Source organism: Methanoregula sp. (assembly GCF_028712425.1).
GTDB lineage: Archaea > Halobacteriota > Methanomicrobia > Methanomicrobiales > Methanospirillaceae > Methanoregula.
On record NZ_JAQTQD010000006.1, the window covers coordinates 50343 to 73961 of the forward strand.

20 protein-coding genes are annotated in these 23619 nt (G+C 56.3%); 8 read left to right on the forward strand and 12 right to left on the reverse strand.

Features of this window, described 5'->3' with window-relative positions:
- Positions 1–9: 9 nt before the first annotated feature.
- Entirely contained in the window at positions 10–540 is a 531-nt protein-coding gene (locus PHF39_RS04640) for a hypothetical protein (protein ID WP_300220788.1), read from the forward strand.
- Between the two features lie 196 nt (positions 541–736).
- On the opposite strand, the gene hisD is transcribed toward PHF39_RS04640, so the two are convergent.
- The gene (gene hisD / locus PHF39_RS04645) at positions 737–1981 is read right to left on the reverse strand and encodes a histidinol dehydrogenase (protein WP_300220791.1); all 1245 of its coding nucleotides are present in this window, start codon (positions 1979–1981) and stop codon (positions 737–739) included.
- Positions 1982–2386: 405 nt separating this feature from the next.
- On the opposite strand from hisD, the gene PHF39_RS04650 reads away from it, so the two are divergent.
- Positions 2387–3442, forward strand: coding sequence for a hypothetical protein (locus PHF39_RS04650; protein ID WP_300220794.1), 1056 nt, complete (start codon positions 2387–2389; stop codon positions 3440–3442).
- On the opposite strand, the gene PHF39_RS04655 is transcribed toward PHF39_RS04650, so the two are convergent.
- From PHF39_RS04655 to modA, 3 genes are all read right to left on the reverse strand, one after another.
- A complete protein-coding gene (locus tag PHF39_RS04655; RefSeq protein WP_300220797.1) occupies positions 3428–4138 on the reverse strand; it encodes an ATP-binding cassette domain-containing protein in 711 nt (236 codons plus the stop codon). The two genes, PHF39_RS04650 and PHF39_RS04655, sit on opposite strands and share 15 nt — an antisense overlap.
- A complete protein-coding gene (locus PHF39_RS04660; RefSeq protein WP_300220800.1) occupies positions 4131–4952 on the reverse strand; it encodes an ABC transporter permease in 822 nt (273 codons plus the stop codon). Before PHF39_RS04660 ends, PHF39_RS04655 begins: the two co-directional genes overlap by 8 nt.
- 74 nt (positions 4953–5026) lie before the next feature.
- Positions 5027–5983, reverse strand: coding sequence for a molybdate ABC transporter substrate-binding protein (gene modA / locus PHF39_RS04665; protein ID WP_300220802.1), 957 nt, complete (start codon positions 5981–5983; stop codon positions 5027–5029).
- 574 nt (positions 5984–6557) lie between these two features.
- Here modA and PHF39_RS04670 point away from each other — a divergent pair.
- Positions 6558–8216: a hypothetical protein gene (locus PHF39_RS04670; RefSeq protein ID WP_300220805.1), complete on the forward strand. Its 1659-nt coding sequence runs from the start codon at positions 6558–6560 to the stop codon at positions 8214–8216.
- Between the two features lie 102 nt (positions 8217–8318).
- Here PHF39_RS04670 and PHF39_RS04675 read toward each other — a convergent pair whose 3' ends face one another.
- Positions 8319–8954, reverse strand: coding sequence for an FmdE family protein (locus tag PHF39_RS04675; protein WP_300220808.1), 636 nt, complete (start codon positions 8952–8954; stop codon positions 8319–8321).
- Positions 8955–9115: 161 nt separating this feature from the next.
- Positions 9116–9688, reverse strand: coding sequence for a hypothetical protein (locus PHF39_RS04680; protein WP_300220810.1), 573 nt, complete (start codon positions 9686–9688; stop codon positions 9116–9118).
- Between the two features lie 278 nt (positions 9689–9966).
- Between PHF39_RS04680 and fdhF (PHF39_RS04685) the strand changes: the two genes are divergently transcribed.
- The gene (gene fdhF, locus PHF39_RS04685; protein WP_300220813.1) at positions 9967–12036 is read left to right on the forward strand and encodes a formate dehydrogenase subunit alpha; all 2070 of its coding nucleotides are present in this window, start codon (positions 9967–9969) and stop codon (positions 12034–12036) included.
- Positions 12037–13188 carry a Coenzyme F420 hydrogenase/dehydrogenase, beta subunit C-terminal domain gene (locus PHF39_RS04690; protein WP_300220816.1) on the forward strand — a complete coding sequence of 384 codons (1152 nt, stop codon included), beginning with the start codon at positions 12037–12039 and terminating at the stop codon, positions 13186–13188.
- 158 nt (positions 13189–13346) lie between these two features.
- Here the strand turns inward: PHF39_RS04690 and PHF39_RS04695 are convergent, their stop codons facing one another.
- A complete protein-coding gene (locus PHF39_RS04695; protein ID WP_300220819.1) occupies positions 13347–13937 on the reverse strand; it encodes a DUF6431 domain-containing protein in 591 nt (196 codons plus the stop codon).
- A gap of 246 nt (positions 13938–14183) precedes the next feature.
- Here PHF39_RS04695 and fdhF (PHF39_RS04700) point away from each other — a divergent pair, with 246 nt between their 5' ends.
- Both fdhF (PHF39_RS04700) and PHF39_RS04705 read left to right on the forward strand, forming a co-directional pair.
- Entirely contained in the window at positions 14184–16250 is a 2067-nt protein-coding gene (fdhF, locus tag PHF39_RS04700; RefSeq protein ID WP_300220821.1) for a formate dehydrogenase subunit alpha, read from the forward strand.
- A gap of 2 nt (positions 16251–16252) precedes the next feature.
- Positions 16253–17509 (forward strand): Coenzyme F420 hydrogenase/dehydrogenase, beta subunit C-terminal domain, encoded by a 1257-nt coding sequence (locus PHF39_RS04705; RefSeq protein ID WP_300220824.1) that lies wholly within the window; start codon positions 16253–16255, stop codon positions 17507–17509.
- Between the two features lie 136 nt (positions 17510–17645).
- Here PHF39_RS04705 and PHF39_RS04710 read toward each other — a convergent pair whose 3' ends face one another.
- On the reverse strand, positions 17646–18104 hold the full coding sequence (locus PHF39_RS04710) for a ferritin family protein (protein ID WP_300220827.1): 459 nt from the start codon (positions 18102–18104) through the stop codon (positions 17646–17648).
- 257 nt (positions 18105–18361) lie between these two features.
- Here PHF39_RS04710 and PHF39_RS04715 point away from each other — a divergent pair, with 257 nt between their 5' ends.
- Positions 18362–19261: a 4Fe-4S binding protein gene (locus PHF39_RS04715; protein ID WP_300220830.1), complete on the forward strand. Its 900-nt coding sequence runs from the start codon at positions 18362–18364 to the stop codon at positions 19259–19261.
- Positions 19262–19370: 109 nt separating this feature from the next.
- Here the strand turns inward: PHF39_RS04715 and PHF39_RS04720 are convergent, their stop codons facing one another.
- The 4 genes from PHF39_RS04720 to PHF39_RS04735 are packed head-to-tail and all read right to left on the reverse strand — an operon-like array spanning position 19371 to position 23616.
- A complete protein-coding gene (locus PHF39_RS04720; RefSeq protein WP_300220832.1) occupies positions 19371–20171 on the reverse strand; it encodes a formylmethanofuran dehydrogenase subunit C in 801 nt (266 codons plus the stop codon).
- 10 nt (positions 20172–20181) lie between these two features.
- Entirely contained in the window at positions 20182–21894 is a 1713-nt protein-coding gene (locus PHF39_RS04725; RefSeq protein ID WP_300220835.1) for a formylmethanofuran dehydrogenase subunit A, read from the reverse strand.
- Position 21895: 1 nt separating this feature from the next.
- Positions 21896–23212 (reverse strand): formylmethanofuran dehydrogenase subunit B, encoded by a 1317-nt coding sequence (locus tag PHF39_RS04730; RefSeq protein WP_300220838.1) that lies wholly within the window; start codon positions 23210–23212, stop codon positions 21896–21898.
- Positions 23209–23616 (reverse strand): molybdopterin dinucleotide binding domain-containing protein, encoded by a 408-nt coding sequence (locus PHF39_RS04735; protein ID WP_300220841.1) that lies wholly within the window; start codon positions 23614–23616, stop codon positions 23209–23211. The genes PHF39_RS04730 and PHF39_RS04735 overlap by 4 nt, the downstream gene beginning before the upstream one ends.
- Between the last annotated feature and the right edge of the window lie 3 nt (positions 23617–23619).

Here is a 23619-nt window from a genome sequence, read left to right on the forward strand (position 1 = left end):
GCTCTTTCCATGAACGGGATGCGCCTCCTGCTGGTCATTGCTGCCCTTTTGTTCATCGCGTTACCGGTATCAGCGGAGGTCACCCTCACGATCAATGCTACCCCCGCGTCAGCCCGCATCGGTGATACGATCATCCTGAACGGGACGGTCAGCGGGACCACCACCATCGCGGTGTTTCTTTTCCTTACCGGTGATGGTCTTGACACGCGGGGCGTTGCACTCGATAACCTCAACATCCCTGCCGGAAGGGGGATGTTCACGACAGCCCCGGTCCAGCTCACGGATGGAACATGGACTTATACCTGGGATACATCCGTGATCCTTGGCACACTAAAATCCGGGATGTACACGGTGTATGTCGTGGACAGTCCGGTCGACCGTCTCCGCCCGGTGATGCCCCATTACGCAACCGCTGATATTGAATTCCATCCTGCCGCTCATCCCCCGGAGGAGACACCGCTCCACCCCCTGCTTCCCCTGTGCGCTGTTGTGCTGGCCATGGGCCTGGTCCTGTGGCTGCGTAAAAACCAGGCGTTGTGAGGCTATTCCGGGGATCAGTACTTTTCTGATTCTTCCCCCCTGGACTCTGGATTGTCAGGAGCCCTGGAGCTGCCCACAACTGGGGAGACCACTCCCCTGCTAGAAGTGCAGTCCTGAATGGAGAATGATCCTCACCGGTGTCCCGCCACCTGCAGAAAGACCGGAAGAAACAAAATGGAAAAAGAGGTATTACAGATCAAAGGGCGCGCCGGACCTTTACGGACTGGGAGTGGGCATGGAGACCTTCCGCTTCCGCAATCGTCTCCACGATATCGCCGATTGCCTCAAGCCCGTCCCGGTCGATGATCTCAACCGATGCCGTCTTGCAGAAGTGCGCAACATCCAGCCCCGAGTACATCTTCGAGTACCCTGCCGTGGGAAGACAATGGTTGGTGCCGACTGCATAATCGCCACAGGCAACCGCCGAGTACCGGCCTACGAAGATGGCACCGGCATTCTGCACTTTGGTCACTACCGAGAGGGGATCGGCCACCTGGATTGAGAGGTGCTCGGGTGCGACAACATCGGATGCCGCGATAGCTTCGTTAATGTCCTTCACCACCGTATAGCCGGAGTTTTTCAGCGCCTCGACGATGATCTCCTTCCGGGGAGCCTCTGCTACCATCTTCTCGATCTCTTTTCCCACTTTTACCGGGAGGGCGGGATCGGTCGTGATCAGGATACAGGCAGCATTCGGGTCGTGCTCGGCTTGTGCGAGAACGTCGGCAGCAACGACCTTCGGGTGGGCCGTACTGTCCGCGATGATCCCAATCTCGCTCGGGCCTGCCGGGAAATCGATCTCCGCGTGCTCGCGGAGCATTATCTTTGCGAGGGTAACATAGACATTGCCGGGGCCAACAATTTTCTGGACCGACCGTATGGATTCCGTGCCAAGCGCCATGGCAGCAACTGCCTGTGCGCCGCCTGCCTGGTAGATCTCGGTGACACCTGCGATGTCAAGCGCAACAAGGGTCAGGGGCTTGATGGGCGGGGGGGAGCAGGCGCAGATCTCCTTTACCCCGGCAACCTTTGCGGGAACGGCACACATCAGTGCAGATGACGGGTAGGCCGCCCTGCCACCCGGAACGTAAAGGCCAACCCGGTTCAGGGCTGTGGTCTTCATCCCGAGGACAACGCCGGGCTCCATCTCCTCGAACCAGAGATCGCGGGGCCGCTGGCGTTCGTGGAAGCGTTCAATCCGGGCATGCGCTTCGATCAGGGCTTCGACAACCTGCGCATCGACTTCATCGTACGCAGATTCACGTTCCTCATCGGTAACCGCAACATGCTCCAGCGTGCAGTATTTTTTTGCCAGATCGATGAGTGCGGCATCCCCTTCGTTTTTCACGCGCCCGATGATCCCGGTAACGGTTTCACGTGCATCCTCAAGGCTCGTTTTGCGTGCAGCGAGCCATGCATCGATCCCGACTGCCTTCCACATAGTGCCAATATTTTCTACTGGAAAGGTTGTTAAGGTTTGTGCATTCGAAGAAGTCCATCAGGACTTCGAGAAAGAGAAGAACGCATCAGCGTTCTTCGAAGAATCCTAACGGATTCTTCTCATTTCTCGGGTTTGATAACCCTCCAAATTTTGAAGTCCGACAGGCAAGAAGGCCTGGAGGAGGAGAAGAACGCGGAAGCGTTTTTTAAAAGGTTTGGACGGCCCCGTCAGAATCAGGGAGAATCTGGTTTGGAGATTCCAGGATTGTGCAACGGGCTGGAGCAGGAAGCGCCCATTACATTCATCCTGCTGACGGGGCACCCTGATAATCGTTACCTCCGGCACAAGGGAACAACAAGGGCTATTGCCCTTCAGAACGCACATGAATGACAGGAACGTGGGATCATGGGAAGCCCTTACCTGAACGGCAATGAAGCAATCATCCTGTCAACGCATAACGTGGTTATCAACACGACACCGGCAGAAGCGATCCTGACCAGCCAGCGCCTTATCCTTGTTGACGCCCGCAACTCGCGGCTGCGGCCGCAGGACATCCCCTTTGCATCAGTAGAGACAGTCACTATTGGAGAGAATACCGAGATGGACCCGGTCCTCTCCCTTTCCATTGTGCTTCCGGATGAGACACGCCACACCCTCGGTATCGTCTTCCCGCAGGCTCCCCGGCAGAAACGGACCAGTGAACGGGATGAATGGGCTGCAAAGATCCGGGAGATGAGCCTTGGTGAACAGAAGGAGGGCGGGGTGAAACCCGCTGAACTCCTGCCTCCGTGGGTAGCCGGTGAACTCCCCGAAGAGGAGGGCGGTGCCGGTACGGGAGCCTTACCGGGAGCGGAAGGGCATGTCAATCCCCCTCTTGTACCACGGAAGCCCCGCGCAAAAGCTTCCTCCGGTAACCGCCGCGTCTTCCTCGCAGCCGGAATCGCGCTGATCCTGGTGATTGCCTGCATTGCAGCGGTCATTTTCCTGGGACCCGCCTTTACCGGCAGTCCTGCGAAAACACCCGTAACAGCCGTTCCCACGGATACTGTGCCGCCAGCCACACCATCACCCGTTGTCACGGAGCAGCCGACGGCTGTCGCAACACCGGAGCCCATGGAGACACCGGAAACCACACCCGTTGTGACGGCAACTACGATTCCTGAAGCAACGCAGGCCCCGGCTCCCCAGCTCTCGGGGGTCTGGGTCAGGATCCAGTACGATGGACAGTACTCGGCATCGTATGGGACCTCAGGACGCATCAGGGAAGTTACCACAAGCGGGGAACAGTACTACCAGATCCCGGCTAAAGACCAGATTGTCGATGCTACAGTCCAGAAACTGGATGCATCAGGGGACCTTCTCACAGTGTCCATCTACTATAATGGTGCCCGGTTCGCGAGCAGTTCCTCCACCAAACCTTACGGGACTGCCGAGATCCATGCGGACTTACGGGCTGCCTGACGGGCAGTGGCATACGGAACAGGTATCCGGAATGAATCCGGAATCGCCTTCCCACTCCTTTTTTCCGGAACAAAGCACGATAGCATTGTTCCCGATTTCCCTGCTGTCGGCCACCCGGTGAGTGACAAGAATACAGGGGATATCCATCATGGTCACAACTTCCCTTATCAGTTCCTTTACCGCTGCCGTGCTTTCAATATCCAGCGAGGAGAAGGGTTCGTCCATCATCAGGAGGGATGGTTGTATGGCAATAGCCCTTCCGAGAGCCACACGCTGTTTCTGACCTCCTGAAAGGTTGGATGCCCTGACACCGGCCAGTTCGTCGAGGTGCATCAATCCCACCATCTGTGAGACCCGTTCGGCTATCTCCTGACGCGGGAGCCCCTGTGCCCGGAGACCGTAAGCGATGTTTTCGTGAACGGTAAGGTGGGGGAATACCGCTGCATTCTGGAAGACGTACCCAATCCTCCGCCGCTCAATGGGTATACAGATCTCCTTTGCAGGTTCGCAGAGAGTGGACCCGGAAAGCCTGACATATCCGGTATCTGGATCGAGGAGCCCGGCTATGATGTTCAGGGTTGTCGATTTCCCCGACCCGTTACCCCCCATGAGAACGAGGATTTTCCCCGGTTCGACGGAAAGAGTGAGATCGAGCGTGAAGTCCCGCAGCTTTTTAGAGATCACTGCTTCAAGCATGGGGCATCCCTCTCCGGGTAATGAGCCGTACCGAGATCATGATGATGAAGGAGATGATGACTAACAGAATGGAAATGGTCAGCCCCATGTCGAAATTGCTCTCCATCCCCACGTACACGGCAAGGGGCATGGTCTGGGTGACTCCGGGAAGGTTGCCGGCAAACATGATGGTGGCTCCGAATTCACCGAGTGCCCGCCCGAATGTCATGACTGCCCCGGAGAGCAACCCGCCTGCCGTGAGCGGGAGCGTAATGGTCAGGAATGTCCTGACTGGAGAAGCACCAAGAGTCCGCGCAGTGTACTCATAATTCTGGTCAAACTGCTCGAACAGGGATTTTGCCTGCCGGATATAGAAGGGGGACGCGACAAAGATCTGCGCTATAATAACAGCGAGCGTTGTAAAAGCAATCGAGATCCCCATCATGTGGAAGTACTTCCCGAGAAGTCCCATCCTGCCATAGAGGACGAGCAGGGCAAAACCGGCAACAGCCGGCGGCAGGACAAGCGGGAGATCGATGAGGGTGTCCACGATCACTTTGCCCGGATAATTGGAGCGACTGTGTACGAACGCAAACGGGGTGCCGACAAGGATGACGACAGTAAGCGAAATGACCGATGTAGTCAGGCTCAGCCATAAAGCACTGATGACCTGGGGATTCGACAGGGAGGCGAGGAAGAGCTCCGGGGTTGTCCGGAAGAAGAGAGCAGCAACCGGCAGCGCCAGATAGAGTGTAACAGAGAGTATCAGGATCGCTGCACCGAGGTAAGCAAGGAGGCGCCGATGTTTTTCCGACAGACTGCCAGGGGTTTTCATAACAACTGGCGCCCGAACCGGGCGGGGCATTCAATGATACGAGAAGGATTTGCAGGTATAAAAAACAAAAAGGATTAGGGGGACCTGAACCCGTAGTCCGCGAGGTCCTGCTGGCCAATGGAAGAGAGCATGAATGTCTCGAAATTCGCTGCTGCACTCTTGCTCGTGGAATCCTTCATGACAGCGATCTGGTAGGTCTGGAGATAGTTCATAGACTTGGGAATGGAGATGGCCTGGTATTTGCTGGTGCCGGCTTTGTAGGTGGACTCGTACACGAACCCTGCGTCAACTTCACCGAGCGCAACCTTGCTGGCAACGGCCGGTTCCGAGGTCTCGTAGGTCACGACATTGTTGTACACGGAGGTGTTCCAGGCCGTGCCGTATTCATTGCTCTTTGCAAGGTTCTTCATGACTCCTGCGGTCGCGGTGCCTACCGGGACACTGCTGTCTGCCATTGCGATCTTCACGTTGGGTTTTGCAAGATCGGAGAGTGAGGTGATGCCTGCTGGATTATCCTTGGGCAGGATGACAATGACATAGTTTGTCGTGAGCTGCTTGACCGTGCCGGGCTCGAAGTACCCGCCAGTGCTGAGTTCGGTCGTGTATTTCTGGCTGGCCGAGATGAAGACATCGGCATATGCCCCATTCTGCACCTGGGTCTTTAAGGCTTGGGTTCCTGCAAGGTTGAAGACAACCTTGTGCCCGGGATACATCTTCTCGAAGTCTGCGGCCAGTTTCGGCGAGACTCCCGAGAGTGACGCTGCGGTGTATGCAACAACGTTTCCTTCAGAATACGTGTACACCGGCTTTGGGGTTGTCGTAGCTGCTGCGGCAGGAGCGGCGGGTGCTGCCGTAGTTTCGGCAGGTGCGGCAGTCTGAACAGCTGCCGGAGCAACCGGTGCAGCGGTTGCAGACGGGGTTGCGGGGGCAGGTGTGCTGGAAGTACACCCGGCAATACATGCAGTCGCAAGCAGCAGACTGCAGACGATACCGATGAGAATAAGTGTTCGTGTCAATGGTTTCTGGTGCATAAGAATCGTTCCTCTGCTATAGTTTTTCCGCGTGCCAAACGTAAAACTATTTTCATTCACATCTGGATTAAGTTAAATATAGATTATTGAAAAACCGGTAGCCCGGATTGTACTCCTCTTCAGTATTCCCGTGCTTACAGAGATGCAACGTACAGAGAGAGTAAAAAACTCTTGAGGAACCATATGCGCTATGCACCGATTAAAGTAAAATTATTATGTTTAACAATATTACAAAGTTAAACAAAAAATATTATAAACCTTGAAAATACACACTTATGTGTCCCTTTGGATACACGCACCAACCGGACGCATGCACACACAACAGGATTTACCCACATACCTCTGGTTTATGGGCCGGATGCCGGGAGCAGCACATCCACGATTTGCCACGGCTTGATCCCAGGCAGAGTACCCGGTCCACACCTCACCTGTTTTTCCTTTCCGGTCCTGTAATCCAGCGGTAGAGTTTCTGGATCCTCATGAGGATTCTCATAAAGCCATGGACGCTCGTTTCAGCGGCCGGCTAAAAAGCATATCTTCCCGTACAACAAAGATGAGAAGATACTGAGGAATCATGAGCGTCCCGTACCTGAACCGCGGCGAATCCATTGTCCTGACAACTCACCGCGTGAGCGTCAGCTCTGTCCTGTACGACGCGATGCTGACCAACCAGCGCCTCATCCTCATGGACAGCCGGTATGACCGGCTCGAACCGGTGATGGTCCCGTTTCCTGAAATCGTGACTGTCAAAGGCGGCAAGGCTGCCACGGGTGAACCGGCTATCATCCTCACGCTGAAAGAATCTGCCACGATCTCCGATTCGGGGCAGGTGAGTCTCATCTTCATCCAGAACCCCGGGGAGAAGCGCCGCCATGAGCGTGAACTCTGGGTGAAGCGGCTTATTGAGCTGGTCATCAGGGCACGCGAACAGGAGGCACAGAGCGCCGTTGTGCCGGTGGTAAAAAAGAACGGTCTCCAGCCATCGGTGAGGCGCTGGGAAGCTCCCGAGCCCGTCCGCCCACGGTCATCCGTGGCTGAACCTTCGCCGCCGGTTGCCGAGCCCGTTATCATCACCGAGCAGGAGCCGGATTCACTGGAGTTCTTCTTAGAGGAGAAGCCCCGCCAGGATGGAGCGGTTGAACAGGGACCCGAAACTCAGGAGGAGATCCTTTTGCCACTGCCGGTAGCGGCCCCAGGGGTCAACCCCGCTCGTCAAGATACCCTGGCGGAGGAGTTGTCCGGACAACAACCGGTTCCCGGACCGGATCCCCAACCGGACCATGAGATAGTTCCCCGCGATCTGTTCGCAGGCATCCACATCCCTCTGCCGAAGGATGAGCCGGTTGAACAACCACAGCCGGCACAAGAACAACCGGGACTTACAAGGGAATATCAAACGCAGGCACCCTTTGGGGACATTGTCCGTGCAGCGGCCAGTTCGCTTAACGTGCCCCGGGAAACTCCGGAACCAGAACCGCATCCTGTGAATGAACCGGTTGTGAAGAAGACCTCCCCCCTTCCGGATCGCCCCCCAAAAATCGCTCCGGGCACCCTCCCTCCGCAGCAGACACCGGGCGAGAAACGCGAACTGCCCGGAACCTATTCGCCAGCGATCACTACTCTGCCAGTCCCTCCCGCATCAAAGAAACGATCCTCCAAAGCAGGGGATAAGAAAAAGAGTGCCGGCAAACCCAAAGCCCCCGTTCGGAAGTATCCTGTTGTTGCTGCTGTCCTTGCTGTCATTACCATTATCGTAATCCTTGCAGTGGCAGCGTTTGTTATAAACTCGCTCTATAGTTCACCGTACAGCGATACCGTCATCACGACCACCCCTTCCGCCGCGTCAAATCCCCCTCCGGAGCAGGTTGCGGCAGCCCCGCAGCCTGATGGTGTTTATGTCATGGTTACCTATCCGGGCGACTTTGCCGGTTCAGTGGGGAATCCCGGGCTCCTGTACCAAGTCTCCGGAAGGGGTAACCAGACCTTCACGGTCCTGATGACAAAGAGCATTGTCCAGGCAACAATCCGCAAACTGGATCAGTCTCCTGACCCGCTGACGGTCACGATCTACAACAACAGCACCCTGCTTGCAAGCAGGACGGTGAATGCTCCCCAGGGCGAAGTGAACCTTCTCATAGATACCACAACCGCTGCTGCACCGGGGATGAGTGCAGAACTCACGCCGGCCAGTGATAAACACCTGCTGGGAAATGGTTCACTGATCTATTATTGATCCCGCCATTTCCTGGTGGTTTCGGGTACGGGAAGGATCCCGCTGCCTGACCTTATTGGTAATAAAGGGTGGCTGAGTCCCGGTTGCCCGGGGAATGCAGCATCATATCTTCTCGTAATATTTCATGGAGCCGCAGGCACCGCAGTGACCACCAACGACAAGATAATCGGGAACAGTTTCGCCGCAACCGGGGCAGGTCACTGACTTCCACTTCTTCTTGGCCCTGACCTCAATCCTCACTTTTTCATACGAGAGGATTTCCCGCCCGGCGCTGAATATCTCATCCTGGAGCCGGTCACCCATCGTGTGCTTGTCATAGGCCGGGCTATTGGCATACCACACATCCAGAACAGGGTATTTTTTCATTTTCTGTAAGTCAACGTAAACCCTGACCGCTTCGGTTGTCGCCTTGTCAGACGGCCCGTTGAGCGTGATGGCAAACTTCCCGATTGGGACAACCTTAAGCCGGTTGTTACCGGTAGTACAGTGGGCGATCACCTGAAGTGCGTCCGGGAGGCACTTGGGTGTCTCGCAGACCCCGTATAATTTATCATCCGTGCTTACTCCCAGCAATTCAAGTGCATAGTCCACCATGAATGCGCCGATGAGGACACCAGGGGCTGCATAGGTATGGAAGGCGGAGAGTTGCTGGACCTGTTCCTGCAGGTTCGCGGGGACATGATGGGCGTCCATCACGGTTTTGAGTTTTTTATCTGGATAGCCATGCTTTCCGGTCATGGTGATCCGTTGGTATCATATCCGATAAACTTTTTATGATTGCTCTTTCGGGGCAGTTTTGCAGATGTGATTGTTTCCAGCCGGGTGACGGGATGCTTCTCTCTTTCACCAGAAATACCGGGATTTTTCAGGCCCGCCATATCTTTTCAGGGATCCTGCAGTTACCTGTCGGAATGTTTCGGTACAGATGAAGATTCGCCGGGATAGTTGCAGATCATGAGGAGCGTGTCCATGTCGGCCTGTTCCGGACCCTGCAGAGAACCGGCTAACGTTGAGAGCGAGACGATGGATACCGGGATCTTCATGCCAAATATATCCATGAAGGGAATCTCTCTCAGGGGCGCCCGGGCATAGTGCCGGACACTCCAGCGGTCCACGGCGACACCCATCCGTTCCAGGTACGTTGAGACACGGGAGTATGGCATTTCCGAGGAAAGCGTTCGGCAGAGATCCACGACCGGAGCGCCAATACGAGTGCCCGGGTAGAACGGCTCCGGGGGATTGATGATCGTATCGCAGTTCTTACAATAGGACCGCCGGAGGATTACCCGAACGTCAGTTTTTTCCTCATCATCGACCAGCAGGGCAAACCGTTTCCTCCGTTCATCGTAGCCTGAGAGCCTGCTGCCGCACCGGGGGCAGGTGTTCCCGGCATGGAACCGGATACCGTCACAGGCAACGAGTGCGGTATGAATGATATTGACAAGGAGCGGGGGGAAACGGCGGGGCCTCATGAAACTACCCCTTTTTTGCGCGGATCGCAGTTTGCGCAACAACTTTGCAGAGCATTACCGGAATAGTGGCGTTTTTGACCAGAAAAAACCCGCTGGCCCCAAACCAATCCCCAATTTTCGGGCGTATCTCAATACGCATATATATAGATTTTACATAGATCCTAAATCAAGCAAAATTGCGTATTCAATTTTGCGAAAACCACTGTCAGAGGTGTGTGTTCACGGAGGTTCCAGCCGTTGTTAGCTGGGGCTTTCGTGAGTGAGTGTATGGTGATATAATGGCTAGTAGCACGAGTACTCTTAAGTATGTACCCACGACGTGCCCTTACTGCGGCGTAGGCTGTGGTCTGAACCTTGTTGTCAATGACGGCAAGCTCGTCGGGGTTGAACCGTATAAACGTAGCCCGATCAATGAAGGCAAACTCTGCCCCAAAGGAATGACCTGCTGGGAACATGTCCACAGCCCCGACCGGCTGACCAGGCCGAAGATCAAGAAGAACGGCAAGTTCGTGGACGCAACCTGGGACGAGGCAATCGACCTGATTGCTAAGAAATTTTCGGAAATCTCCAAGAAGAACGGCCCCAAGGCTCTCGGGTTCCAGACCTCCTGTCGTACCGTCAACGAGGACTGCTATGCCCTGCAGAAACTCGCCCGGGTCGGATTCCAGACCAACAATGTCGACAACTGCGCCCGTATCTGCCACGGCCCGTCCGTTGCCGGTCTCTCGCTCTCCTTTGGGTCCGGTGCAGCCACCAATCCGTTCGAAGATGTCCTGAACTCCGACCTGATCGTCATGTGGGGTTCCAATGCAGTCGAGGCGCACCCGCTCGCGGGCCGCCGTGTCATGCAGGCCAAGAAGAAGGGAATCCCGATCGTTGTCGTTGACCCGCGGTACAGCACAACCGCACGGCTTGCCGATAAGTGGATCCGGTTCAACCCGTCGACCCACATTGCCCTTGCCAACTCCATGATGTACTGGATCATTAAGGAAGGTCTCCAGAACACCGCGTTCATCAACGAGCGCACGAAAGGGTTCGATGACCTCAAGAAGACCGTTGAGAAGTATGCTGACTGCGAGGAGATCCACGGCGTCCCGCTCGAAACGGTCAAGTCATTTGCGCGCCAGTATGCCAGGGCAAAGAACGCGGTGATCATCTACTGTCTCGGCATCACTGAGCTGACCACCGGTACCGACAATGTCCGTTCCATGGGCAACCTCGCCCTTCTCACCGGCAATGTCGGGCGCCCGGGTGTGGGTGTCAACCCGCTCCGTGGCCAGAACAACGTGCAGGGTGCCTGCGACATGGGCGCATACCCGAACGTTTACTCCGGCTACCAGGCATGCTCAGTTGCTGACAACCGTGCCAAGATGGAGAAAGCATGGGGCATGAAAGAGGGCTCCCTGCCCGATTGGTACGGTTCAACCCTGACCGAACAGGTCAACGATGCCGGCAGTGTTGTCAAGGCAATGTATTTCCTTGGCCTCAACCCGGTTGTCTCCTACCCGGACTCCAACCACGTCAAGAAGCAGCTGGAGAAACTCGACTTCTGCGTCTTCCAGGATATCTTCTGGACCGAGAGCTGCGAGTATGCGGACGTTGTCCTGCCCGGCACCTGCTTTGCCGAGAAGGACGGCACGTTCACCAGCGGTGAGCGCCGTGTCAACCGTGTGCGAAAGGCCGTGGATGGCCCCGGCGAGTCGAAGTACGACTGGGAGATCATCGGCATGGTGGCAAAGAAGATGGGCCTCAAGGGCTTTGAATGGAAGACCGCAAAGGACGTCTGGGACGACATGCGGGCATGCACCCCGAACATGTTCGGCGTGACCTACGAGAAGATGGAGAAGCCCGAGTCCATCCACTGGCCCTGCCCGACCGTCGAGCACCCGGGAACCCCAATCCTCCACATCGGAAAATTCTCCGCTGCGGACGGCAAGGGCACCATGTTCGGCCTCGAGTACCGCCAGCCCGCGGAAGTTGCGGATGCGGAATACCCGTACACGCTCATGACCGGGCGTGTTATCTTCCACTACCACACCAGGACCCAGACCGATCGCGCAGCACAACTGCACTACGAGGTTCCCGAAAACTATGTCCAGATCAATACCATCGATGCAAAGAAACTGGGCATCAAGGAAAACGAGAAGATCAAGGTGACAAGCCGCCGTGGCGAGTCCCTTGCCCTTGCACGGATATCTGAAGATGTTGCCCCGAAGGTACTGTACATGGCAATGCACTTTGCCGGCGGTGCAAACAATCTTACCAACACGGCGCTCGACCCGCTCTCCAAGATGCCGGAGCTCAAGCACTGTGCCGTCAGGGTCGAGAAGATTGCGGGGGCGAAGTAAATGGCAAAGAAAGGCGATATGCTCTATGCATGGACCAATGATGCCGGCCTCTTAAAGAAGGCGGAATGCGGCGGTGCGGTCACCGAGCTCCTCAAGTATGCGCTCGAGAGTAAGACCGTTGATGCAGTGCTTGCCGTAACCCGCGGTGTTGACCTGTACGATGCAATCCCCGTTCTCGTCACCGACTCCAAAGAACTCGACAAGTGCGCCGGTTCGCTCCACTGCGGTACCATCCTCATGTCGAAACTGGTGATGGAGTACGCACCCAAAATGTCCGGCAAGAAGATCGGCATGGTTGTCAAGGGCTGCGACATGATGGGCCTCCTTGAGATGGCAAAGCGCAACCTGGTCAACCTCGACAACATCGTCATGATCGGCGTCAACTGCGGCGGATCGGTCAGCCCGGTTGCTGCACGGAAGATGATCAAGGAGAAGTTCGGCGTTGACCCGAACACCGTGACCAAGGAAGAGATCGACAAGGGCCAGTTCATCATCGAGTACGAGGGAGGCCACAAGGGCATCTCCATGGACGAACTCGAAGAGGCCGGCTATGGCCGCAGATCCAACTGCCGCCGCTGCAAAGTGAAGGTCCCCCGCCAGGCAGACCTTGCCTGCGGGAACTGGGGTGTCATCGGGCCCAAGGCAGGCAACGCAACCTTTGTCGAAGTCTGCTCCGAGAAGGGCGCAAAACTTCTCGATGGTGCGGTCAAGGCCAAGAAGCTCGCAACAGAGCCGGCAAATCCCAAGGGTATCGAGGTCCGTGGCAAAGTCGAGAGTGCCATGTTCAAGCTCGGCGACAAGTGGCGCAAGCACGACTTCGAGGCACTCGCACCGGTGCTCTGGGACACCATTGCAAAGGAGACCGGGCGCTGCATGAAGTGCCTGGCCTGCATCGAGCACTGCCCGGTCTGTGTCACCCGTGCTGACCAGTACAAGCAGCCCGAGATGATGGTCCGCCACGGGTTCATCCCGGCCGACCCGATGTTCCACCTGCGCCGGTTTGCGCACATATCCGACTCCTGTATCAACTGCGGTCAGTGCGAAGAATGCTGCCCGTGCGAGATCCCGCTTGCGCTCTTCAGCCACGCAATCCGCACGGAAGCTGACAGGGTTTTCGAGCCGAAACTCGGGAAGTCAGCTTATTCCAACTAAATTTTTTCATTCCAAAACCGGTCCCACGAGAAAAAAGCAATACTCATCTCCAGAGATACGGCGAGGGACCCATGATGACGGGAGAGATCGGATCGATATCACCCGTCACCATTCTCTTCTCTTTAAAGACAGGACCGGTTCCTGATCCCCGCATCCCGTTATTCTTCCCGCACGCTGGTTGTCGTTTCCTCAAAGGGAGACGGGGCTGCACGTTTCGGATGCCCGCACGCGGCAAGCAGGTCCGCTGCACTCACGCTGCCCCCTGCCTGCATCCCCATGGCGAGGGCTGAGTGGGAGACAATAGAAAGGGGGACCGTGAACCCGAACATATCCACACCGGGAACTGTACGCAGGTTATTCCGGATATAGTTCCGGACACTCCAGCGGTCGACAACAACCCCCATCTCATACAGGCAGGAAGAGACACGCGAGAAGGGCATGCTCCCGCCCAGCGTTACGCAGAGGTCCACGACAAGCGATCCGATGCGAGTGTCCGGGTAAAAGGGTTGATCGGCAGGATGGACCTGCCTGCAGCTGCGGCAGCGGAACCGCTTAATCCGCACGGGGATCACCTTCTTCTCCTCCCCGTCCATGACAACGGCAAACTGTCTCTTTTTGATATCATACCCGGAAAGATCTCCCCCGCAGGAAGGGCAGGCATCGCAGGAATCAAACAGTACGTCATCATAGGATGCCAGTGCAGCCTGGACGATATCGGTGAGCATGGGGGGGATGCGGCGTTTTCTCATGGAGATGCACCATTATTTGGCTTCCGGTTGGTTCGCCCGGAGTATCCGGACAGGAAATTAAGGGCGATTATCTATACCTTCAACGGCATGAGATATTAAACCCACTTTTGTTCACCAATTTTTGTCTAAATTTCAGAATGGTTATATAATGCAAGGGCAGAGATCTGATGTTCAATCTTAAATTCTCTTTAACAAATCCAGTAATCAACCGGTATGAAAACCGATCAACAAACCTGGTGAGTAGTAATGGAAGACATAAAAACTGAACTCAAGTATACAGCAACCACGTGTCCCTACTGCGGGGTCGGCTGCGGCCTTAATCTCGTATCCATGGGCAACAAGCTCATTGGTGTCGAACCGTACAAGCGGTCCCCGATCAACGAGGGCAAGCTCTGCCCGAAGGGTGCAACCTGCTGGGAAACCGTCCAGAAGCCGGGCCGGCTGACCAAGCCCCTGATCAAGAAGGGCGACAAGTTCGAGGAAGCCTCCTGGGACGAAGCCATTGACCTGATTACCAAGAATTTCACGGAGATATCCAAGAAGCACGGCCCCAAGGCCCTCGGGTTCCAGACCTCCTGCCGTACCGTCAACGAGGACTGCTATGCCCTGCAGAAACTCGCCCGGGTCGGATTCCAGACCAACAATGTCGACAACTGCGCCCGTATCTGCCACGGCCCGTCCGTTGCCGGTCTCTCGCTCTCCTTTGGGTCCGGTGCAGCCACCAACCCGTTCGAAGATGTCCTGAACTCCGACCTGATCGTCATGTGGGGTTCCAATGCAGTCGAGGCTCACCCGCTCGCCGGCCGCCGCGTCATGCAGGCCAAGAAGAAGGGAATCCAGATCATCGTCGTTGACCCCCGGTTCAGCCCGACAGCACGGCTCGCCGACAAGTGGATCCGGTTCAACCCGTCGACCCACATTGCGCTTGCCAACAACATGATGTACTACATCATCAAGGAAGGCCTCGAGGACAAGGAGTACATCAAGGAGAGGACAAAGGGCTTTGACGACCTCAAGAAGATGGTCGAGAAGTACGCTGACGCAACGAAGATCCACGGTGTCCCGCAGGAAACTGTCCAGGACATTGCCCGCCAGTATGCCAAGGCAAAGAACGCAGTGATCATCTACTGTCTCGGTATCACCGAGCTGACCACCGGTACCGACAACGTCCGTTCCATGGGCAACCTCGCCCTCCTCACCGGCAATGTCGGACGCCCGGGCGTTGGTGTCAACCCGCTCCGTGGCCAGAACAACGTGCAGGGTGCCTGCGACATGGGTGCATACCCGAATGTCTTCTCCGGCTACCAGGCAGTCGCCGTCCCCGAGAACCGTGCCAAGATGGAGAAGGCATGGGGCATGAAGGAAGGCTCCCTGCCCGACTGGTACGGCTCAACCCTGACCGAACAGATCAATGACTGCGGCGAAGTTGTCAAGGCGATGTACGTCCTGGGCCTGAACCCGGTCGTCTCCTACCCTGACTCCAACCACGTCAAAAAGATGTTCGACAAGCTCGACTTCCTCGTGATGCAGGACATCTACTGGACCGAGAGCTGCGAGTATGCAGACGTTGTCCTGCCCGGCACCTGCTTTGCCGAGAAAGACGGCACGTTCACCAGCGGCGAGCGCCGTGTCAACCGTGTCCGGAAGGCCGTCGACGGTCCCGGCGAGTCCAAGTACGACTGGGAGATCATCGGCATGGTCGCAAAGAAGATGGGCCTCAAGGGCTTTGACTGGAAGACCGCAAAGGACGTCTGGGACGACATGCGCTCAGTAACCCCCGGCCAGTTCGGTGTGACCTACGAGAAGATCGAGAAGCCCGAAGCCATCCACTGGCCCTGCCCGACCATCGAGCACCCGGGAACCCCGATCCTCCACATCGGCAAGTTCTCCGCAGCAGACGGCAAGGGCACCATGTTCGGTATCGAGTACCGCCCGCCCGCAGAAGTCGCGGATGCAGAGTACCCGTTCACGCTCATGACCGGGCGTGTCATCTTCCACTACCACACCAGGACCCAGACCGACCGGAGCCCGACCCTGCACAACGATGTTCCGGAAAACTACGTCCAGATCAACACGCTGGATGCAAAGGAACTCGGCATCAAGCAGCACGAGAAGATCAAAGTGACGAGCCGCCGTGGCGAATCCATCGCTGTTGCCCGCGTGACCGACGATGTTGCCCCCAAAGTCATGTACATGCCCATGCACTTTGCCAACGGTGCAAACAACCTGACCAACACCGCGCTCGACCCGATGTCAAAGATGCCGGAGCTCAAGCACTGCGCTGTCAAAGTTGAGAAGATCAAGGAGGCCTGAACATGACCAAGAAAGGCGACATGCTCTATGCATGGACCAGTGACGCAGAGATCCAGAAGAAGGCCGAGCTCGGTGGTGCAGTCACCGCACTCTGGAAGTATGCCCTCGAGAACAAGGTTGTTGACGCAGTCTTCGTCGTCACCAAGGGTGTCGACCTCTACGATGCAGTCCCGGTACTCATCACTGACCCCAAGGACCTTGCAAAGACCGCCGGGTCGCTCCACTGCGGTACGCTCCTCATGGCAAAGCTTGTCAAGAAGTTCCTTAACGGAGCTACCGACAAGAAGATCGGCGTCACCGTCAAGGGCTGCGACGCAATGGCATTCTACGAACTGGCCAAGAGGAAGCAGATCAACCTTGACAACATCATCATGATCGGTGTCAACTGCGGAGGCTCAGTCAGCCCGGTCGTTGCCCGCAAGATGATCAAGGAGAAGTACGACGTTGACCCCGAGAAGGTCCACAAGGAAGAGATCGACAAGGGCCAGTTCATCATCGAGTACGAGGGGGGCCACAAGGGTATCTCCGTTGACGAACTCGAAGAGGCAGGCTACGGGCGGCGCAGCAACTGCCGCCGCTGCAAGATGAAGATCCCCCGCCAGGCTGACCTTGCCTGCGGGAACTGGGGTGTCATCGGCCCGAAGGCCGGAAAGGCAACCTTTATCGAGGTCTGCTCCGAGAAGGGTGCAAACCTTATCGACGGCGCAAAGAAGAAGGGCGTCCTTGAGACCGAAGCTCCCAACCCCAAGGGTCTTGAGATCCGCGGAAAGGTCGAGGGCGCAATGCTCAAGCTCGGCGACAAGTGGCGCAAGCACGACTTCGAGGCACTCGGTGAGGGCAAGGACCGGTTAAAGAAGATCATGTCCGAAACCTCCCGGTGCATCAAGTGCTACCAGTGTATTGATGTCTGCCCGATCTGCTACTGTGTCGACTGCACGACTAAGAACCCGGCCTATGTCCCGCCCGGCGAGCTCCCGGTCAACTTCATGTTCCACCTGATCCGGTACGCCCATATCGCATCGAGCTGCGTCAACTGCGGCCAGTGCGAGGAAGTCTGCGCAGCCGAGATCCCGAATGCACTCATCATGCACTCCCAGCAGGTCGAGATGGAGAAGATGTTCGGCCACGTCCCCGGCCAGGATATGGAACTCCCGATCCTTGCCTATGCAGAGGAACGCGAGGAGCGTGCACGGTTGCACAACACCGGTAGCGACATGATCTACCTCAACGTCTTCAACCCGATGGACAAGAAACACTAATCTCCTCTTTTTTTCTGACACCGTTTCCCGGGAAAACCGTATATCAGGTACGTGAGTCCCCGATTACCAGTTCCAAATATTACAACGGGAAAAGAGGACCCGGGTGCAAAAGATTGCACCGGGGTTAAAAAAATCGTTATCCCCAGGTTTCGGGGAATGCCATGTTGGTGTAGATATCCTCAAGCCGTGCCTTGTGTCCCCGTTCCATGTTGGCAAGCTGGGTGAAGAGCATCTGGGTCTCCGTGTCCGCTGCCGCATTTGCGAACTGGGTGTACATCTGCATTGCCTCGAGTTCCTTTTTGATGGCAAGGACAAGACCGTCGAGTGGCTTCATGTCCATTGTCAGCTTGGGTGACGGGAGAGCGTCTCCGACCTTGTAATCATGACCTGCAGCGAACTTCATCTTGCCCACATCTTTTGCCAGGAAGCCCTGCAGGAACTCGCGGTGTTTCTTCTCTTCTCCGGCAAGTTCGTCAAAGAGAGACTTCAGTGCTTTGTCCTTTACCTTGTCAGCGACATTTCGGTAGAATGTGTAGGCTTCCACTTCACGGTCAATAGCCAGTGACAGAATCTTCTTTGCATCTTCGGATTTCATGTACACACCTCATAATTGAAATTTTTTATTACAGGTAGTGATGATCGCGGCTATCATCATATATCTTGTTATGGTGTCATCGCAGCCGGAAGGGATTCTGGTGGACACAAAGACGACTGCCCCAAAAGGGTTTCGCCTCTGGCAACTGCCAGAACGGATACGTAGCTGCCCTGTAATGAATTGTTGATCCATTATTGACCGTTTTCCGCCTGTCACAACCCCAGTATTAATTACCTGCGTCTGCCAGAGTACTGACGATGCAGCGCGATATCGGTATCCACATGAAAGGCGGGGTTATTACTGAACGGAACGCCGACTACTCGACAATCCGGATCCGGGCACCTGCCGGAGTCCTTTCTGTCGAACAATTGCGGGGTATTGCCAGAATCGCCAAGACCTATGGCAGCGGCGAGGTCCATTGCACCACCCGGCAGACGATCGAGATCCCGCATGTGGACCCAAAGAATCTCAAGAAAATTGCCCGGGCCCTTGAGAAGAACGGAACGCCCATTGGTTCGGAAAAGGACGAGATCGTCAACATCATCTCCTGCCCCGGGACCGAACGCTGTAAATTCGCTAATATCGATACCATCAGCCTTGCAAAGAAGATCGATGCAAAACTGTTCGGGAAGATCATGCCGGTCAAGATGCGCATTGCGCTCTCCGGCTGCCCGAATGCCTGCACGAGCCCCATGCTCAACGAGATCGGGGTGATCGGCAGGGTCAGACCGGTCCGGACAAAAGAGCGGCTCTGTACCGGTTGTGGTAACTGTGTCTACTATTGCAAGGAAGGTGCGATCAAGATCAAAAACGGCATCTCGGTTCTGGACGAGAACAAGTGCGTTGAATGCGGCGTCTGCGTCCAGTCCTGCTCCTTCGATCTTATCAAAGCTGAAGACCGCCACTTCCTCATTACAGTCGGGGGAAGGCGCGGGAGGCACCCGAAGATCGGGCGCAACCTCCTCACGGTAAAGACCGAGGATCAGGTCCTCTTTGTGATCGAGAAGATCGTGGACTGGGTCTACCGGCGGGCATGGAGCGGTCGCCTCCTCTCAGAACAGCTGGACGAGATCCACTTCGACAAGTTCCGCGAGGATATCCTAAAGCAGGTACCGGAAGCCCAGGCCGCAGAGAGTCCGGGAAAATCAATGAAGTAAAATTCAGGAATTTTTTAAAACTGATACTGTGAGAGGATCCCCAAAACCCGGGGATCCTCCTGTTTGAATTTTGTGTGTGTTTTGTGTTTTGGTGAGTAGCTAGGAAGGATCAGATCTTCTTGTACAGGTTCCCGTACACGATCGCACCCTTCTTCTTTTTGTGGCGCTCGCCCATGTCGCCGATGAAATGGGCGAACTTTGCCTTGGCGCCGTCGACTTCGAGTTCAACCTCGCCATTCGGCTTGAAGCCGGGCATCATGACATCGATGTTCCCGAAGATGATGATGGTCCCATCGACCATCTGGCCGCCAAGCTTGCTTTTTGCGTTGCCCTTGATGGTGACCTTTCCGCCCTCAGCATGGGTCATGACGTGGACATCGCAGTTGCCGTTGATGGTGATTTCCCCGCCGAGCATGTACATCCCGGTGTCGGAACCGGCATTGCCCATGACAAGGATCTTGCCACCGGACATGCCCCTCCAGTCGCCGCGGTATGCAGCGCCGAGGTAGTTGCCGGCATTGCCTTCGATAACCAGTTCACCGCCCTTCATGGCAGTTGCAGCGAATGCGCCGACATCGCCCTTTGCGGTGAGCTTTCCGCCCTTCATCCAGGCACCGACATACTGGTCGGCCGGGCCCTCGATGACTACCTCACCGGCAGTCATCTTGAAGCCGATGTACTTGACTTTCTTCGCGTCGCCTTTGACAACAATCTTCGTGTCGGCGGCAGTTGCCCCGGCATTGCCGCTGACCTCGAAGTATTTGCCAAGAGTTGAGGGGACGTTCCCCTCAAAGACCGGGAGCTCTGCGATCTGGGCCGCATTCTTGCCGGCGAATGCATCGGGAGAGATGGTTTCTGCCTCAAGATACAGTGCAGGCACATTCTTCATGGTTATGGTTACTGTTTCCATCTTCTTCCACCTACACTTGTGTTGCATCAACCTCGATTGCATACGGGTTCGGGACAAAGTGGTGCCCGAGCGCTTCGTAGTTGGCCTGCGTTATGCTGTAATACTTGACGAACTTCTCGTTGATGTCGCGGGCAACCTGCGGGTTCTCCTTTGCCTTGACGTTGACCCAGAGGGTGCGCTTGTTGCCATTGCTGACAATCTCGCCATTGTTGACAACCTGGACGCCGCTCTTGAAGAACGCGGCGCAGCGGGAAAACGCCTTCTCGATATCGTCGGGGTTTGCCACCGGCTTGTCGGGGTTGATGTTGTAGATGGCAACATCGGCGTCCATACCGGGCTTCAAACCTCCGCACATGGCGGCAAGGCCGAGGGACTTTGCGGGCCCTGCGCGGGTCATCTGGGCGAGCTCGTAGAGCGAGATCTCGCGGTCGAGCGTGCCGATGGCGGTCTGGGAGAGAACCTTGTCCTTGTGCTTGAAGGACTCGATCTGCTGCTTCCGCGCCTTCTCGGACATCAGCCACTTATACACACGGGGGTACCGGGTGAACGGGCCGGCATTCGGGTGGTCGGTCGTGATGTAGCAGCGCATCGGGTCTTTCATCATGAGGGCGATCTCAAGCCCGATTGCCCACTGGATGGCACAGACCGAGATTGACGGGCTGTAGATGTACGGGACAACACCGGCTGCCGTCTCGAGCTCAACATCGACATTTGCCCACTTGAGGTGGTTGAGGCCGGTGAGGTGGTGCTCGAACGGGCCGTCGGCAGTCATCGTGGTGGTCTCGTCAAGGGTGACGTTACCGGTATCGATGGTGATGTTCTTGTTCTTGTTGACGTAGTCGGTGACTTCCTTGGCCTTTGACTCAAAGTCGCCCCAGTTGGTTCCGCCATAGGAGTGGAACTGGGTGTGGGTGAGGTGCAGGACCTGCTCACGGCCGAACTTGTTCTTTGCCTTGATGCCCTCGGCGAGCTTCATGGTGTCGAGCGTGGTCTCGTAGCAGCCGGGGTTCCCGAGGTTGTTCGGGTGGATGTGCATCGAGTGCGGGAGGCCGAGATACTCGTTGGCCTCGATGAGTCCCTTCACGATTTCAGCAGGAGTGATATCGAAGTACGGGACAGGGTCGTTCACCGTGAGGCAGTTCAGGCCCCAGCCCCAGGCTTCGGTGCCACCGGGGTTGACGACCTTGAGTGCGTATCCCTTGGTGACATTGAGGAGCCAGGCACAGTATGCCGCAGTGTTCTCGATCTCGTGGTTCTTGAGGTACTCGAGGACGAACCAGTTGTTCCCGAAGACCGGGAATGCGCCCTCATCGATGATCGGCGTGTCGCGGATCTCCTCGTGAACGTGGCGGGAGAAGAGCGGGGGCATTGCGGCTTCCATGGCCACGGCAAATCCCATCTTTGCATACTCGTACCCGGTCTTGAAGGTGGTCGGAATCGAAGCGCCGCCGCCCATCCGCTCCTTTCCTTTCGTGGGCGTGCAGCTGAAGAGCTTGTCCTCGGGCCGGTAGATGCGGCCGAGGTTGACCTTGGGGCCTGCAACATGGGCGTGGATCTCAACCGCACCTGCCATGACGGTTTTGTCCTTGGCGTCGATGACCTTTGCTGAGGACCCTACCTTGTCAACGATCTTCCCGTCCTTGATGCAGATATCTTTCTTGTCGCCCTTGATGCCCTGGACGGGGTCAAAGACATGACCGTTCTTGATGATGTATTCCGACATGTTATGCTACCCCCTTCAGCTTCTTTAACCGGTCACAGACCATGGTAAGGAACTCAAGATCCGTCTTCATGCCCTCGGGCGGTTCGACAACCTTGCGGCAGTCGATCGGGACATTGTCCATACGGTAGCAGTTGCCACCGGTCTCGACACCGTTGAAGGCAACGGGGACGTGGAGCTTGGAGACACCAGAGGTCGGGGTCATGTGCGGATCAATACAGACCGAGTCGACTTTTGCGATCTGCTTGACAGCGCTGATCGGGAAGTGTGCTCCCGGGTCGCTGCCAATGGTGAACATGGCGTCGATCTCGCCACGCAGGAGGAGATCGATCGAGCTGGAGTCGCCTGGATTATAGCGGGCAAAGCCGCGGGTGAGGTCTACCGAGTACGGGAACCCGAACTGCCAGGCAAAGACTTCTCCGGAGCCGGTAACATTGTAGTGGCCCCGCATCGGCATGATCGAGTACTTGGTGTGCTCGTTGAGATCTTTGGTGAGCGCGATTGCCGCATCGATGTTGTGGTTCTTGGAGAGGGACTGGGTAACACCCATACCGAAGAAGATGATGCCGAACCGGCCGCTCTTTAAGATGTCTGCAACTTCGCGGATCTTCTCTGCGTGAATACCTGCCACTACATCCGGGAGCCACTCGCCTTTGAGGGCAACACGGAAGGCGTCAAGGAGCTCATAGTCGCGACCCTGTTCGATCTGCAGGTGGACATCGGCCATCTTGGCGGTGTCGGTGCAGCGGGGGTCAACGACCACAAGCTTGCGGCTCATCTGTCCCTTGCCGGTGAAGAATCCGCGGGGGAAGATAGAGTAGCGGGACATGTGCCGGGGGTGGGCGTGGGCCGGATTGCAGCCCCAGAAGATGATCCGGTCGGCACGGTTCTTGACCTCACCAAGCGTACAGCTCGGGAGACCGATATCCTGCACGGCAATGAGGGTTGTTCCGTGGCAGACTGCTGCCGTGTTGTCGCAGCAGGCCTTTGCGACCTCGGCGATCTCGTTGCCTACGCACTGGGCCTCGCAGTTGGTGGAGGACCAGCCGTACATCAGGGGTTTCCTGGCCTTGGCGAGCAGCTTTGCCGTATAGTCCGCTGCCTCTTCATAGCTGATATCCTTCCAGCTGCCGTCTTCCTGCCGGAGCCTGGGCTTTGTGACCCGGTCGCTCGACTGGGAGTGGAGGAATTTCTCGGTGCCGATGACACAGGCATTTGCCACTTCGAGAAGTTTCTTGCCATCATCGGAAACGGTGACTTCGACATCGTCGCAGAGGGTGCCGCAGAACGGGCAGATTACATCGGTGATTACTTTTGTCATCCTACTTTCACCCCGCACTGTCTCTGGACAAGTTCTATCCCTAGGAGGACAGGCTCGTTCATTGCGATCTCAACCTTTGCGGGAGTCCCCTTGAAGGTCGGCATTCCGGTGGAGTAGGTGTTGTTGCTCACAACGGAGTTTGCCCACGGGCCCATCGGGATAAAAGCAACGCCCGGGTGGGGTCCCTGGGTGGCCTCGATCACCTTGACAATAACGCTGCCGTAGTCGGTCGTGACCTTCACGTTGGTGTTCTTCCATGCGCCGAGTGTTTTTAAGTCGGACGGGTCCATCTCGATAATCCCGCAGGCAGTGCGGTACGAGGGCTTCTCCTTGCCGCTCTCGATTGCAACACCCTGCTGGATGGTCCTTCCGGATATCAGATTAACGCTGATTGAGTTTGCCATGGT

Bases quoted from the DNA above. Each gene is read 5' to 3' on its own strand.
- PHF39_RS04725 (WP_300220835.1), bottom strand. From the start codon at position 21,894: ATGTCGGAATACATCATCAAGAACGGTCATGTCTTTGACCCCGTCCAG.
- fdhF (WP_300220821.1), top strand. From the start codon at position 14,184: ATGGAAGACATAAAAACTGAACTCAAGTATACAGCAACCACGTGTCCC.
- PHF39_RS04655 (WP_300220797.1), bottom strand. From the start codon at position 4,138: ATGCTTGAAGCAGTGATCTCTAAAAAGCTGCGGGACTTCACGCTCGAT.
- PHF39_RS04695 (WP_300220819.1), bottom strand. From the start codon at position 13,937: ATGAGAAAACGCCGCATCCCCCCCATGCTCACCGATATCGTCCAGGCT.
- PHF39_RS04640 (WP_300220788.1), top strand. From the start codon at position 10: ATGAACGGGATGCGCCTCCTGCTGGTCATTGCTGCCCTTTTGTTCATC.
- hisD (WP_300220791.1), bottom strand. From the start codon at position 1,981: ATGTGGAAGGCAGTCGGGATCGATGCATGGCTCGCTGCACGCAAAACG.
- PHF39_RS04720 (WP_300220832.1), bottom strand. From the start codon at position 20,171: ATGGAAACAGTAACCATAACCATGAAGAATGTGCCTGCACTGTATCTT.
- PHF39_RS04710 (WP_300220827.1), bottom strand. From the start codon at position 18,104: ATGAAATCCGAAGATGCAAAGAAGATTCTGTCACTGGCTATTGACCGT.
- PHF39_RS04730 (WP_300220838.1), bottom strand. From the start codon at position 23,212: ATGACAAAAGTAATCACCGATGTAATCTGCCCGTTCTGCGGCACCCTC.
- PHF39_RS04650 (WP_300220794.1), top strand. From the start codon at position 2,387: ATGGGAAGCCCTTACCTGAACGGCAATGAAGCAATCATCCTGTCAACG.
- PHF39_RS04735 (WP_300220841.1), bottom strand. From the start codon at position 23,616: ATGGCAAACTCAATCAGCGTTAATCTGATATCCGGAAGGACCATCCAG.
- modA (WP_300220802.1), bottom strand. From the start codon at position 5,983: ATGCACCAGAAACCATTGACACGAACACTTATTCTCATCGGTATCGTC.
- PHF39_RS04660 (WP_300220800.1), bottom strand. From the start codon at position 4,952: ATGAAAACCCCTGGCAGTCTGTCGGAAAAACATCGGCGCCTCCTTGCT.
- fdhF (WP_300220813.1), top strand. From the start codon at position 9,967: ATGGCTAGTAGCACGAGTACTCTTAAGTATGTACCCACGACGTGCCCT.
- PHF39_RS04715 (WP_300220830.1), top strand. From the start codon at position 18,362: ATGCAGCGCGATATCGGTATCCACATGAAAGGCGGGGTTATTACTGAA.
- PHF39_RS04705 (WP_300220824.1), top strand. From the start codon at position 16,253: ATGACCAAGAAAGGCGACATGCTCTATGCATGGACCAGTGACGCAGAG.
- PHF39_RS04690 (WP_300220816.1), top strand. From the start codon at position 12,037: ATGGCAAAGAAAGGCGATATGCTCTATGCATGGACCAATGATGCCGGC.
- PHF39_RS04675 (WP_300220808.1), bottom strand. From the start codon at position 8,954: ATGACCGGAAAGCATGGCTATCCAGATAAAAAACTCAAAACCGTGATG.
- PHF39_RS04670 (WP_300220805.1), top strand. From the start codon at position 6,558: ATGAGCGTCCCGTACCTGAACCGCGGCGAATCCATTGTCCTGACAACT.
- PHF39_RS04680 (WP_300220810.1), bottom strand. From the start codon at position 9,688: ATGAGGCCCCGCCGTTTCCCCCCGCTCCTTGTCAATATCATTCATACC.